The organism is Microvirga sp. HS2, assembly GCF_055792805.1.
Genome location: NZ_JBVVAJ010000017.1, coordinates 17847 through 30521 on the forward strand (window position 1 = coordinate 17847; position 12675 = coordinate 30521).

At 64.4% G+C, this 12675-nt stretch carries 10 protein-coding genes; 4 read left to right on the plus strand and 6 right to left on the minus strand.

The window, feature by feature from the left end:
- Nucleotides 1–617: 617 nt before the first annotated feature.
- Nucleotides 618–2552: an OmpA family protein gene (locus ACS5Q0_RS15545; RefSeq protein ID WP_473127560.1), complete on the minus strand. Its 1935-nt coding sequence runs from the start codon at nucleotides 2550–2552 to the stop codon at nucleotides 618–620.
- A 196-nt stretch (nucleotides 2553–2748) separates the two neighbouring features.
- On the opposite strand from ACS5Q0_RS15545, the gene recO reads away from it, so the two are divergent.
- The 3 genes from recO to ACS5Q0_RS15560 all read left to right on the plus strand — a co-directional run bounded on the left by recO (nucleotide 2749) and on the right by ACS5Q0_RS15560 (nucleotide 7301).
- Nucleotides 2749–3480 carry a DNA repair protein RecO gene (recO, locus tag ACS5Q0_RS15550; protein WP_473127561.1) on the plus strand — a complete coding sequence of 244 codons (732 nt, stop codon included), beginning with the start codon at nucleotides 2749–2751 and terminating at the stop codon, nucleotides 3478–3480.
- Nucleotides 3481–3547: 67 nt separating this feature from the next.
- Nucleotides 3548–5794 (plus strand): DNA topoisomerase IV subunit A, encoded by a 2247-nt coding sequence (parC, locus tag ACS5Q0_RS15555; RefSeq protein WP_473127562.1) that lies wholly within the window; start codon nucleotides 3548–3550, stop codon nucleotides 5792–5794.
- Nucleotides 5795–5897: 103 nt separating this feature from the next.
- Complete coding sequence (locus tag ACS5Q0_RS15560) at nucleotides 5898–7301, plus strand: MFS transporter (protein WP_473127563.1); 1404 nt, start codon at nucleotides 5898–5900, stop codon at nucleotides 7299–7301.
- A 23-nt stretch (nucleotides 7302–7324) separates the two neighbouring features.
- Here ACS5Q0_RS15560 and wrbA read toward each other — a convergent pair whose 3' ends face one another.
- A complete protein-coding gene (wrbA, locus tag ACS5Q0_RS15565) occupies nucleotides 7325–7987 on the minus strand; it encodes an NAD(P)H:quinone oxidoreductase (RefSeq protein WP_473127564.1) in 663 nt (220 codons plus the stop codon).
- A gap of 373 nt (nucleotides 7988–8360) precedes the next feature.
- Here wrbA and ACS5Q0_RS15570 point away from each other — a divergent pair, with 373 nt between their 5' ends.
- Nucleotides 8361–8699, plus strand: coding sequence for a hypothetical protein (locus tag ACS5Q0_RS15570; protein ID WP_473127565.1), 339 nt, complete (start codon nucleotides 8361–8363; stop codon nucleotides 8697–8699).
- 2 nt (nucleotides 8700–8701) lie between these two features.
- Here ACS5Q0_RS15570 and ACS5Q0_RS15575 read toward each other — a convergent pair whose 3' ends face one another.
- The 4 genes from ACS5Q0_RS15575 to ACS5Q0_RS15590 all read right to left on the minus strand — a co-directional run bounded on the left by ACS5Q0_RS15575 (nucleotide 8702) and on the right by ACS5Q0_RS15590 (nucleotide 12674).
- Nucleotides 8702–9448, minus strand: coding sequence for an arginyltransferase (locus ACS5Q0_RS15575; RefSeq protein ID WP_473127566.1), 747 nt, complete (start codon nucleotides 9446–9448; stop codon nucleotides 8702–8704).
- A gap of 102 nt (nucleotides 9449–9550) precedes the next feature.
- On the minus strand, nucleotides 9551–10036 hold the full coding sequence (locus tag ACS5Q0_RS15580; RefSeq protein ID WP_473127567.1) for an RDD family protein: 486 nt from the start codon (nucleotides 10034–10036) through the stop codon (nucleotides 9551–9553).
- A gap of 9 nt (nucleotides 10037–10045) precedes the next feature.
- The gene (locus tag ACS5Q0_RS15585) at nucleotides 10046–11287 is read right to left on the minus strand and encodes a threonine ammonia-lyase (protein WP_473127568.1); all 1242 of its coding nucleotides are present in this window, start codon (nucleotides 11285–11287) and stop codon (nucleotides 10046–10048) included.
- A gap of 31 nt (nucleotides 11288–11318) precedes the next feature.
- Nucleotides 11319–12674, minus strand: a complete 1356-nt coding sequence (locus tag ACS5Q0_RS15590; RefSeq protein ID WP_473127569.1) for a branched-chain amino acid ABC transporter permease — start codon at nucleotides 12672–12674, stop codon at nucleotides 11319–11321.
- Nucleotide 12675: the final 1 nt, after the last annotated feature.

Sequence of the window (12675 nt, forward strand, 5' to 3'; positions counted from 1 at the left end):
GGTATATCATATATAATATCGGCGGCATCTGCCGAAGAGGCTGGACCTTCTCCTTTCCCGGCAATACAGCGGGGGTCCAACTTTTGTTTCTCCCGACAATACGATGAGATGCACCTAAGACAACACCCGAAACAATTGGTGACATCCGTTCAATTCATGGGAAGGAATGCATGGAGAACGCACTTAATAGGTGAAGGGAATCTCGATGTGTCCCTTAGAGTGAAATTTCGCGACACATCGAAAGAGCTATTGATGAACGGGAGTTGCGGGCACTACGACGAGGGAAGCCGGATCCTGCGGTGCAAATTTTTACCCTATCCGTGGGATTTTTCCGACATGCTCGGACAAGCACTATTTTTAAACGACTTGGGTTCTGGCCGGATCAAGGCACGGGCAACATCTGACTGGAGAGTTCTCCGCGTCAATAAGGAGCCTGAACCTTATGCGGAAGTTTCCGTGGAAGATCGATACTTCATTCTTTCCGGATCTCACCCGTCGGCGTGCGATTTTCCTCGTAAGTTCTGGTCGAAGAAAGGGCCGACAAAGGCCTTCTTCGAGACTCAGCCTTAGTACTGGATGTAAAGCCGCGAGGAGCATTTCCTCGCGGCTTTCATTTTTTACTGCTGGTTCTGCCCCTGCAGCAGCGGCGTGATGCGGCGCAGCGTGACGCGGCGGTTTTCCCGTTCGGGGCCTTGCACGTTCACCTTCAGATATTGCTCGCCGTAGCCCTGCGTCGTCAGGTTCTCGGCGGGAATCTGGTATCGCTGGGACAGGATAGTCGCAACCGTTTCCGCGCGGCGGTCCGAAAGCGTCAGGTTGTCCTCGTCCGATCCCACCGCATCGGTATGACCCTCCACCAGGAAGATCTCGTTCGGGTTGCGGGAGATGGCCTGGCGCAGACCGTCGGCGATCGAGCCGAGGGCGTCGATCTGATCCGGCGGCAGCTCCCAGGAGCCGAACTCGAAGTTGATCGTGTCGAGGTCCACGCGGCGCATGCGCTCGCGGAGCGGCTGGCTGCGGCGGACTTCATCGAGGGTATAGGCGCGATCGATCCGCTCCACCGGCGGGGCCGTGAACGCCTCGACGATCTGCGACGGCGAGGCGCGTTCCGTCTCGACGATGTATTCCTCCCGCGGGATGGTGACGCGGGGAGGCGGAAGGCGGAGGACCTCCTCCTCCACATAGCCGTAGCCCGGACGGGCATCGATGCCCCGGCGCCGGTTCTCGATGAGAACGACCTCACGGCCCGCGGGCTCGCGCCGGATGCGGCGGATCAGGTTGCCATATTCGTCTCGGACGGAAACGATTTCCGAGCCGTCTGGGCGACGGACGATGGTGACCTCCTCGCCGGGGCCGCGACGTTCCACGCGCACTTCATCCTGGCCGTAGATGCGGCGGAAGCGTTCCGACTCGTCGTGGCGGATGATGACACTGTTGCCCTCACGGATGATCGTGCGGTTGCCCGGCTCCTCGATGATGACCCGGTCGCCTTCCCTGCGCTCGCGGCGCTCGCGGCGCAGATCGTCGATGCGCACCCGCGATGGATCGAGGGGCTGCGCCTGCTGGGGCTGGGCCTGCTGGGGCGCAGCCGGTGCGGGCGGCGGCGTGGGCTGAGCCCGAGGCGCGGGTGCGGGCTGGGCCGGGGCCGGGGCCGGCGCTGTCGGGGCAGGCTGCGTCCGAGGCTCGGGCGCAGGTGCCGTCGGAGCCGGCGCGGGGCGCGGTGCCGATGGGGCCGTCTGGGTCCTCGGCTGGTCTTGATCCCTCCGCTGGTCCTGATCCCTTCGCTGATCCTGGTTCCTGCGCTGATCCCGATCCCGCTGCTGATCCTGATCACCGCGTCGATTCTGATCCTGGCGCTGCTCGTCCCCCGGTCGTGGAGCCGGGGTCGCGTCCCGGCCCTGCTGGGCTGGGGCCGGGGTCGGGGCCGTAGTGGGCGGCGCCGCGGGGCGCTCCGACGCGGCGGGAGCCTGCGGACGCTGGCGGTCGCCGGGGCGCTGATCGCGCTCCTGCGCATTGGGGCGCTGCGGGCGTGCGGGCGTCTCGTCCTGGGTCTGGCTGCGCTCGGCTGGCGCCTGGTTCGGGCGGGCTGGAGTGGGCCGCTCTGCCGGTTGGCGCTGTTCCGGTTGCCGGCGCTCCTGTTGCCGCTGATCCTGCTCCTGCTGCCGCCGCTCTTGCGGGCGCTGTTCCTGCGAGCGCTCGTCCTTGCCACGGCGAGGCGCTGCGGGCGCTTCCTGGTCAGGGCTGGCTGCGCGGGGGGAGCGAGGAGCCTCGGGGGCCTCGCCGCCTTGGCCGCCGCGCTGGGGACGTTGCGGACGTCCGCCTTCGTCGTCCGCTCCGGGGCGGCGCTCGCGGCGCTGCTGGCCGGGAGGAGCCTGCTCGTCCTGACCCTGCGCTTTTTGCCGGGCTCTCGGCGGCTGTTGAGGCTGTTCACCCGTTTCGGCCTGGGCCACGGTGACGGGTGCAGGGTTCTGCGGCTGGAGCGCAGACGCGTTCGCCGACAGCATCATCAGCGGAATGGCAGTGCTCGCAAGGAACAGGTTGGTGAGCTTCATGATCCTCAGTTCACATTTGGGGTATGAATGAGCGAGAATGCTAAGCTGTCCATTTTGTTCCAATTTAGGCGCTGTGCGATCTTGCAAAAGATCTTAACATTTTGGCGCGATGATCTTGGAAAATATGGCGAAAAGCTCTTCCGATGCTTACATCAGGGCTTCAGCCTAGAGGCCGCGCAGAAAGCAACCGCACCCGATGCAATGGACCGATGAAGGCGTCGTTCTCGGCGTCCGCAAGCATGGCGAGACGAGCGTTATCCTCGAAACTATGACGCGCGAGCACGGCCGCCATTCGGGCCTCGTCCACGGTGGGCGCTCCAAAGTCCTGCAGCCGGTGCTCCAGCCCGGGAACACCGTTCAGGTCACGTGGCGCGCCCGGCTCGATGAGCATCTGGGCGCCTTCCAAGTGGAGGCCATCAAGCTGCGCGCTTCTCGGCTCATGGGCTCGTCCATGGCGCTCTACGGCCTCGCCGCTCTGGCGCACCTGCTGCGCAATGTTCCCGAGCGCGATCCGCATTTCGCCCTCTACGAGACCCTGACCGTTCTGGTCGACCACCTGGACGATCCCGACCTGGCGCCCGCGCTCTTCGTGCGGTTCGAACTCGCCATGCTCGCGGAACTCGGCTTCGGGCTCGATCTCACCTCCTGCGCGGCCACGGGCAGCGAACGGGACCTCGTCTATGTTTCGCCCAGGAGCGGCCGCGCCGTCAGCGCCGCGGCGGGAGAGCCCTACAAGGACCGCCTTCTGAAGCTCCCGGGCTTCCTGATCGGCCAAAGCCGGGCCAACCGGCCGAGCGAGAGCGAGATCCGGGCCGGATTTGCGCTGACGGATTTCTTCCTGCATCAGAACGTCTTCGCCCCCCAGGGGCAGCGGGCTCCCGAGGAGCGGGCGCGTTTCGTCGCACTCGCGACAGCTGGGGACGAATAGGGTTTGTTTCTGTTATGTTCTCTTTTCAGGTGGTAAAGAAGCGATTCGCAGTTGAGGAATTCGAGTAATGGGTAAGCCGGTCAATCCACCCTCTGGCGGCGAGATCGAGAACATCAATCTCAAGGACGCCCTGGAAGAGCGCTATCTCGCCTATGCGCTGTCCACCATCATGCACCGGGCGCTGCCGGACGCGCGCGACGGGTTGAAGCCCGTCCATCGCCGCATCCTGCACGCCATGCGGCTTCTGAAGCTCGATCCCAAGTCCGCGCCGAAGAAATGCGCCCGCATCGTCGGCGACGTGATGGGTCAGTACCATCCCCACGGCGACCAATCGATCTATGACGCGCTGGTGCGAATGGCGCAGGATTTTGCCCAGCGCTATCCGCTGGCGGACGGGCAGGGCAATTTCGGCAATATCGACGGCGACGGCGCCGCCGCGATGCGCTACACCGAGGCCAAGCTGACGGAGGTCGCGCGCCTTCTGCTGGAAGGCATCGACGAGGATTCGGTCGATTTCCGCGAGACCTACGATCAGGCCAACGAAGAGCCGGTGGTGCTGCCCGCCGCCTTCCCGAACCTGCTCGCCAACGGCTCGCAGGGCATTGCGGTCGGCATGGCGACCTCCATCCCGCCGCACAATGCGGCCGAGTTGTGCGATGCGGCTCTCCATCTCATTACGAAGCCTAATGCCACCTCCGAGCAGCTGATGCAGTTCGTGCAGGGGCCCGATCTTCCGACCGGCGGCATCATCGTCGACAGCTTGGCCTCCATGGCCGAGACCTACAGCACCGGGCGCGGCTCGTTCCGCGTTCGCGCCCGCTGGCAGAAGGAGGATCTCGGACGCGGCAACTGGCAGATCGTCGTCACCGAGATCCCTTACTCGGTGCCGAAGTCCCGCCTGATCGAGAAGATCGCGGAACTGCTGCAGGAAAAGAAGCTGCCGCTGCTCGCCGACATCCGCGACGAGTCGGCGGAAGACATCCGCGTGGTGCTGGAGCCCCGGGCCAAGACGGTCGATCCGATCATCCTCATGGAATCTCTCTTCAAGCTGACTGAGCTAGAGAGCCGCATTCCGATGAACGTGAACGTCCTCGCCGGCGGCAAGGTGCCGAAGGTGCTGAGCCTCGCAGAATGCCTGCGCGAATGGCTCGATCATCGCCGCGAGGTGCTGATCCGCCGCTCGAAGTTCCGTCTCTCCGCCATCGACAGGCGCTTGGAGATTTTGGGCGGCCTGCTCATCGTCTATCTCGACCTCGATCGGGTGATCAAAATCATCCGCGAGGAGGACGAGCCCAAGGCGGAGCTGATGCGCGTCTTCAAGCTGACGGAGGTTCAGGCCAACGCCATTCTCGACACGCGCCTGCGCTCCCTGCGCAAGCTCGAGGAGATGGAGCTGAAGCGCGAGCAGAAGAACCTGCAGGACGAGAAGGCTCAGATCGAGGAACTCCTCGGCTCCGACAAGGTGCAGTGGAAGACCGTCGCCGGCGAGATCAAGGAGGTCCGCAAGACCTTCGGTCCCGATACGGCGCTCGGAAAGCGCCGCACGACTTTCGCCGACGCTCCGGACACTTCCGACATCGACTTCGCAGAGGCCATGATCGAGCGCGAGCCGATCACCGTGATCGTATCCGACAAGGGCTGGGTCCGCGCCATGAAGGGCCACCAGGAGGACGTCTCCTCGGTGCAGTTCAAGGGTGACGACAAGCTCAAGACGGCCTTCTTCGCCGAGACCACTTCCAAGATCATCGTGGTGGCGAATAACGGGCGCTTCTTCACGCTGGATGCGTCGAAGCTCCCCGGCGGCCGCGGCTTCGGCGATCCGATCCGCCTCATGGTCGATCTGGAGGAGGGAGCGGATTTCATCGCGGCCTTCCCCTACAAGGCGGGCTCGAAGCTCCTCGTGGTGGGATCGGACGGGCGCGGCTTCATCGTGCCCGCCGACGACGTCACGGCGAACACGCGCAAGGGCAAGCAGGTCCTCAACCTCGATGCGCCGGCCGCCATGGTGGTCTGCACCGAGGCCGAAGGCGATCACATCGCGATCATCGGCGAGAACCGCAAGCTCCTGATCTTCCCTGCGAAGCAGGTGCCCGAAATGACCCGCGGCAAAGGCGTGCGCCTGCAGCGCTACAAGGACGGCGGCGTCTCGGACGCGAAGGTCTTCACGCTGAAAGAAGGTCTTACCTGGAAGGACACCTCCGGGCGCACATGGACCGTGGCGAAGGAAGACCTGCGCGACTGGCTGGGCGATCGCACCGACGCGGGCCGCCTTCCGCCGAAGGGCTTCCCGAAGTCCAACAAATTCGGAGAGTGATATAAAGAGGCCCGCCGAAAAGGCGGGCCTCCATTTACAAGCATCCCACCCCGACGGCGGCATCTCCACTCCGAGCTGCTGTTGAATTCCGGAATTCTGCGCCATGGATGACGTCCGAGACGATCGGCTGCCGGCCACTCTCTTTCCGAATGCCCTGGTGCTCACCCTGACACTCTGCCTGGGTGAAGGGATCTACGCCCTCAACAGCTTCCTCGTGTCCACGTCCCTGCCTTCGGCCGTGATCGAACTGGGCGGCGCCGCGCTCATCAACTGGGCCTTCACGGTCTATCTGGTGGCGGCCATTGTCGGGGGCGCCGCGGCGGGATTCCTCAAGGCGCGGCTGGGCGCGCGCCTTCTGCTCATCGGGCCCGCAATCGTGTTCCTGATCGGCACGCTTCTGGCGAGCTATGCTTCGTCCATGGTCATGGTTCTTGTGGGCAGAACTCTGCAAGGGCTCGGGGAAGGGATCATCGCGGCAGCCTGCTATGCCCTCGTGGCGGAGCTCCTGCCGCCGCGCCAGGTGCCGCGATTCTTCGGCCTGCTCGCGGTGACCTGGGCGGGATGCGCTTTCGGCGGCCCGCTCCTCGCCGGTTTCCTGACGGAAACGTGGTCGTGGCGCGCCGCTTTCCTCATGAACGTGCCTCTCATCCTGATCTTCATGGGGCTCGTCCTCGCCATCATCCCGTCGGGGCGCGACGGAGCCACGAAAGGCATGCCGCCGCTTGGGCGGCTCGCGGGAATCGCAGCCGGAATCATGCTGATCGCCGTTGCGGGACTGCAGTCGCATTGGTGGCTCACGACGGGGCTCGTGTGCCTGGCGATCGCCACGCTGGCCGTCACCGTCCTTCACGACAGACGCAGTCTCCATCGTCTTTTCCCGAGCGATGCCTTCTCCCTGACCTCCACGGTCGGCGCCGGATTGTGGGTCGCGCTCCTGATGCCGGTGGCGCAGGCTTCCACCTCCGTGTACCTGCCTTTGTCGCTCCAGAGGCTCTGGGGTTATGCACCGACGGAGGCGGGCTTCGTGTCAGCCCTCATGGCGCTGTCGTGGTCGGCGACGGCTTTCGCCGTTTCGTTCGTGAGCCGCGCGCCCTGGCCTCAGCGCTTCATCCGGTTGGGGCCGCTGCTGCTGGTTCTCGGTCTTGCGGGCGTCGCCGTGGCGATCCTGTTCGAGCTGCCGCAGGTTCTGATCGGGGCGCAGATCGCCATTGGTTGCGGGTTCGGCATCAATTGGGCGTTCCTCAGCCAGGCGATCATGAGGGCCGCCAGACCGGGCGAGCAGGATCTCGCGTCCGGCCTGGTGCCGACCACGCAATCGGCGGGATACGCCATCGGATCCGCGACGGCGGGGATCGTCGCCCAGGCAGCCGGGTTCGACGGCGATCTCGCGCCGGAGGTTCTTGCTCCTGCAATGGTCTCAGTCTTTACCGTGAGCGCCGTGATGGCAGTCGCGGCGTGGCTGGCGAGCCTGCGGGTCACGGTTGCGCCGACGCAAGGCGCGACCTGATCAGGAACGAAAGAGCGGCCGGCTCAACCCGTCGTTTCGGTCGGGTTCTGCATATCGGCGGGCACGGGGCCGCGCTCCCCGGCGCCGTTTTCCAACCTGGCGGCGATCTCCGCCACATGGCGTCCCTGAAAGCGTGCGCCGCCCAGCTCGTTCTCGCTCGGCTGGCGGGATCCGTCGCCGCCTGCGAGGGTCGTCGCCCCATAGGGCGTGCCGCCGGAAATTTCGTCTATCTTCGTCTGCCCAGGATAGGAATAGGGCAGACCGACGATGATCATGCCGTGGTGGAGCAGGGTGGTGTGGAAGGAGGTGATGGTGGTCTCCTGGCCGCCGTGCTGCGTCGCCGTCGATGCGAAGACGCTGCCGACCTTGCCGATCAGCGCCCCCTTCACCCACAGGCCGCCGGTCTGGTCGAGGAAGTTGCGCATCTGCGCCGCCATGTTGCCGTAGCGGGTCGGCGTGCCGAAGATGATGGCGTCGTAATCCGCGAGCTCGTTCGGATCGGCCACGGGCGCGTCCTGGTCGATCTTCATGCCGGATTTGCGCGCGATCTCCTCGGGCACGAGTTCGGGAACGCGCTTGACGGTGACGTCGGTGCCCGCGACCGAGCGTGCGCCTTCCGCAATGGCCCGGGCCATCGTTTCGACATGCCCGTAGGACGAGTAATAGAGGACCAGGATTTTCGCCATCGCGCATCTCCGGATGAATGCATCCAAACATGGTGTGCGGCGTGTTGTTCCCGGCGAAAATATTCGGGCAGCGCCTTGGCACGTTCCGAGAAGGAGATCAGACTTGATAATCGTAGGCGGATAGAGGTCCTTTCAGCGCGCACTTCGTGAACCGCCATGCACGATCGCCGCCGTGATGTCCGCTTGATTGAGGCGGCTCCATGCTTGAACAGCATGCCCATGACCCCTCAACGAGATTGCGACATGTCGCACGATGGGAGAAATCCAGCAGCAACAAGAAGGCCAGCATAATTCGCGGCTAAATTACATTGACTTGTCATGGATGATGTGAATATGTAATAATGTTGCATCGGAGTCAGCGAAAGGCGGGTCAATGCTGAAATCCATGACGAAGCTTGCCGCCGCCATTGTCGGTTACGGCGCAATCAGCGGGATCGTGGGCTGGGAAATTGCAACCGTGATCAACATGTCCGTTGATAGCGGTTCTGGGTACGATAAAAACTCTTTAAATTTCCTCGGGATGCTTTTCATCTACTTCCCGTTGTCCTGGTTAAGCGTCTACATTCTCCTCTTAGGAATGCATCGCTCGCAGGCCGGTTCATTTTTACAGGACTGGCGCATGATAGCAGCGGCAATCACAGGCTTTCTGGGCTTGGTGATGGGTAGCGTCGTGGCCTTTTTCTCTTACATGGAATACTGGCACGTTGGCTGACCCTAATCAAAACGCACCCAGCCATGGGCGCCAAGGCGCTCCTGGGGGGTGAAGCGGGCCTTGTAGCCCATCTTCTTCGAGCCCTCGACCCAGTACCCGAGATAGAGATACGGCAATCCCATCGCCTTCGCGCGGCGGATGTGATCGAGGATCATGAAGGTGCCGAGGCTCCGGTCCTGATGATCGGGATCGTAGAATGAATAGACCATCGACAAGCCGTCGCTCATCACATCAGTGAGAGCGACCGCGATGAGATCGCCTTCGCCCCGTCCCGTGATGCCGCTGTCGATGCCGCGGCGTCGGTACTCGATCAGAAGCGTGTCCACGTGGCTGTCCTCGACCATCATGGAATAATCGAGCACCGACATGTCGGCCATGCCGCCATCGGCGTGACGGGTATCGACGTAGCGACGAAAGAGCGCGTATTGCTCCGAACTCGGCCGGTTCGGAATCTCGTTGCCGATCAGGTCGGCGTTGTTCCTGAGGACGCGCTTCAGGTTTCCCGATGGCTCGAATTCGCCGGCGAGAACGCGAACGGACACGCAGGCTCTGCAGGTGTCGCAGGCGGGACGGTATGCGATCGTCTGCGAACGGCGGAAGCCGCCCTGGGTGAGGATCTCGTTGAGCTCGCGACCGCGCCGTCCCACGATATGCGTGAAGACTTTCCGTTCCTCCTTGCCCGGCAGGTAGGGACAGAGGGACGGCGAGGTCAGATAGAATTGCGGGGCGTCGCGGGAATGACTCGTCAAACCGGAAAGCCTTGTGGAGAAACCTTGAGCGTTGAATCAACGCTTCAAGGATAACATTGGTGCCCGCCCCGTCCAGGAAAAGAGAACAGGTGTCGCAGCCCCTTATTCGCTGCGGATGATCATCATGCCCGTGAGCAGGTCGCGGATGAAGCGCCCGTCGTTTCGGATGAAGCCGACCAGCACGTCGCACGCCCAGAGCAGGAAGGTCGAAATCGCGACGTAGAAGAACAGCGCGTGCACGGCGGCCGCGAGCATCGAGACCCGGCGGCCCGTCGCCGGGTCGATCACCCGGAGGCCCATGGTGCGCATGCCGACGGTCGCCTGATTGGGGCCGCCGATGGTCACCGCGTTGTAGACGATGAAAATCAACGCGGTGAGGGGAAGGGCGAAGAACAGGCCCCAGCCGAGCCCGAGGGTGATGATGCCGAGGAAGAAGATCCCGATGGAAATCAGCACCACCCAGAGCGCGATGACGAGCAGGTCGATGAGATAGGCCCAGAACCGGCGCGCGATGACGCCGTCAGTCAGGCGGCTATCCGCCGGGAACGTGTTGTAGTCGATGGTCGGCGGGTAGGGCCGATTGACCATGTCTCTTCCTCAATAGGCGGTCTCCGACAGGCCGCGCGAGTCGATCCGTCGCGGTTCGAGGCCCTCCGCCTTCAAGGCCTCGAATACCTCCAATGTATGTTGTCTGTCGCGAGTTTCGATAGTGATGTCGATGGAAACGCCTTTGGCGGGCACGTCGAGGAAGAGACGGCCGTGGGATACTTCGAGGATATTGGCGCCCAGACTTCCGAGAAGGCTCGCCACACGGCCCAGGAGGCCCGGCCTGTCGTGGGAGGTGATCCGGAACGAGGCGATCCGGTCGTCCCGCTCCAGTTCGCGCACCATGACCGAGGCGAGGATGCGGGCGTCGATGTTGCCGCCGCAGAGCACGAGGCCGACCTGTTTTCCCTCGAAGCGCTTGGGATCTGCCAGCATGGCGGCGAGGCCCGCCGCCCCCGCGCCTTCCGCCATGGTCCGCTGGAGGGTGGCGTAGGCGTTGACCGCCCGCTCGATGAGCGGCTCCTCGACCAGAATGATGTCCGAGACGAGATCCCGCACGATCGGCAGCGGCAACTGGCCCACGGTCTTGACCGCGATGCCTTCCGCCAGCGTCGCGCCGCCGATGGGGCGTTCCTCGCCCCGGATCGCGTTCGTGAAGGACGGATAGAGGGCCGCCTCCACGCCGATGATCTCGATGGAGGGCTTCAGGGCTTTCGCCGCGATAGCGATGCCGGCGATCAGGCCGCCCCCGCCGATGGGCACGACGATCTGGTCGAGATCGGGCGCGTCGGCCAGCATTTCCATCGCGATGGTGCCCTGGCCCGCCATGACCTTCGGGTCGTCGTAGGGATGGACGAAGACGAGCCCCTCGGCTTCCGCGATCTCGCGCGCCTTGGCGGCGGATTCGTAGAGTGTCTCGCCGAACAGCACCACGCGCGCGCCGTAGGAACGCGTATTCTCCGCCTTCACCAGAGGGGCACTCTCCGGCATGACGATGACGGCCGGAATGCCGAGGCGCCGGGCATGGTAGGCCACGGCCTGCGCATGGTTGCCCGCCGACATGGCGATGACGCCGCGCCGGCGCTCCTCGGGACTCAGGCTCTCCAGCTTGTTGACCGCGCCGCGCTCCTTGAAGGAGCCGGTGGGCTGCATGTTCTCATGTTTGACGCAGACATTCGCGCCCGTGATCTGGGACAGGCGCGGCGCAGGCACCAGCGGTGTGCGCAGCACCTGGCCGCGAATCGTATCGGCTGCGCGTTCCGCGTCTTGCAGGGTGATGGCGTAGTCGGCCAAGGCTTCCTCCGAATTGCTTATTATACCAGTTCTAGACGGGTCGTGGCGTCGCCTCCTGAAATCCCAGCAATCCGCCGGGCCGGAAGATCAGGAAGACGACGAGCGCCGCATAGAGCGCGATATCCCGTCCCTCGATCGGTAGATAAGCCGACCAGACGGTTTCAAACAATCCAATAATGAAACCTCCTAACAGGGCTCCCGGCACCGAGCCGATGCCGCCGATCACCGCGCCGATCAGGGCCTTGAGGCCGTATTGAAACCCGCCGGCGAAGCCCAGGCCCCCGTATTGCACCACGATCAGCATGCCGGAGAGGCCCGCCATGCCTCCCGCCAGGGCGAGGGTCTGCGTCAGGAGGCGAGGGCCGTTGACCCCCATGATCGCCGCCGCGCGGGCGTCGTCCGCAACGGCCCGCCAGGCCCGTCCGAAGCCTGTCGCCTTCATCAGCCACAAAAGCCCGAGCGCGGCGACCAGGCCGATTCCCGCCGTCATGAGGCTGACGGGCGTGAGGCTAACCAGGAAGTCTCCCGCGCGCGCCAGGGGCCACGCGTCGGACCAGATGGGCGGAAGCCAGATCGTCACGGGGCTCTGGACGAGGCGCAGGTATTCCATGAGCACGAGCGAGAGGCCGACCGTCGCGATGAGGCTCGGTTGGGAGCTGGCCGTGGCGATGCGGCTGATGGTGAGGTACCCGCCGACCGCGCTGTGCATGGCGCCGGCGAACACTGCGCAGCCGAGGCCCGCCGCGATCCCAAGAAGGGGCGAGTTCAGGCCCGAGGCGATGACGAGGGCTGCCCCCGTGACGGCAGCGGCCGATCCCACGGCCGCCAGCTCCCCGAAGGCCAGATTGACGCGCCCGCTGAGGCCGAAGACCAGGGCGAAGGCAACCGACAGGAGGGCATAGATCGCCGTGCGTGGGAGGCTCACCAGGATCTGCTGCAGCCAATAGGCGAAGCCGGCCGGAAGCTCGGCCACGCCTGCGCCCGGCGGGCTGCCGGGATCCGCCGCGATGCCCTCGGGCGTATCGAGGTAATAGTGCTTGAGCATGTAAAGGCTCGCGCCCGAGATTGGTCCCTCCTCGGTGGCGAGCCCGGTCAGTTCCGCCTTGTTGAGGGAAAGCCCCTCGGCGGCGAAGGTGCAGATGGCATAGCGGTCGAGCGGGGGGCGGTCCGGGCGCTCGGCCGAATAAAGGACCGTCAGGCTCCTCGGGGCCGGGCCTTCCTGGATGCGCTGGACCCGGATCGAGGCGCCCGGGTTGAGCGCCGGCAGGGCGGATCGGCACACACGGGCCTGATCCGCGTCGATGGACAGGCCGCAAGCCGAAAGAAGGAGCAGGCCTGCGAGACAGGCGATCGGACGCCATGCCCTGAGAAAGCCTGCCCCCATCATG

Excerpts from the sequence above, each read along its gene's own strand:
- wrbA (WP_473127564.1), bottom strand. The coding sequence starts at position 7,987 with ATGGCGAAAATCCTGGTCCTCTATTACTCGTCCTACGGGCATGTCGAA.
- recO (WP_473127561.1), top strand. The coding sequence starts at position 2,749 with ATGCAATGGACCGATGAAGGCGTCGTTCTCGGCGTCCGCAAGCATGGC.
- ACS5Q0_RS15570 (WP_473127565.1), top strand. The coding sequence starts at position 8,361 with ATGCTGAAATCCATGACGAAGCTTGCCGCCGCCATTGTCGGTTACGGC.
- ACS5Q0_RS15580 (WP_473127567.1), bottom strand. The coding sequence starts at position 10,036 with ATGGTCAATCGGCCCTACCCGCCGACCATCGACTACAACACGTTCCCG.
- ACS5Q0_RS15545 (WP_473127560.1), bottom strand. The coding sequence starts at position 2,552 with ATGAAGCTCACCAACCTGTTCCTTGCGAGCACTGCCATTCCGCTGATG.
- ACS5Q0_RS15560 (WP_473127563.1), top strand. The coding sequence starts at position 5,898 with ATGGATGACGTCCGAGACGATCGGCTGCCGGCCACTCTCTTTCCGAAT.
- ACS5Q0_RS15590 (WP_473127569.1), bottom strand. The coding sequence starts at position 12,674 with ATGATGGGGGCAGGCTTTCTCAGGGCATGGCGTCCGATCGCCTGTCTC.
- parC (WP_473127562.1), top strand. The coding sequence starts at position 3,548 with ATGGGTAAGCCGGTCAATCCACCCTCTGGCGGCGAGATCGAGAACATC.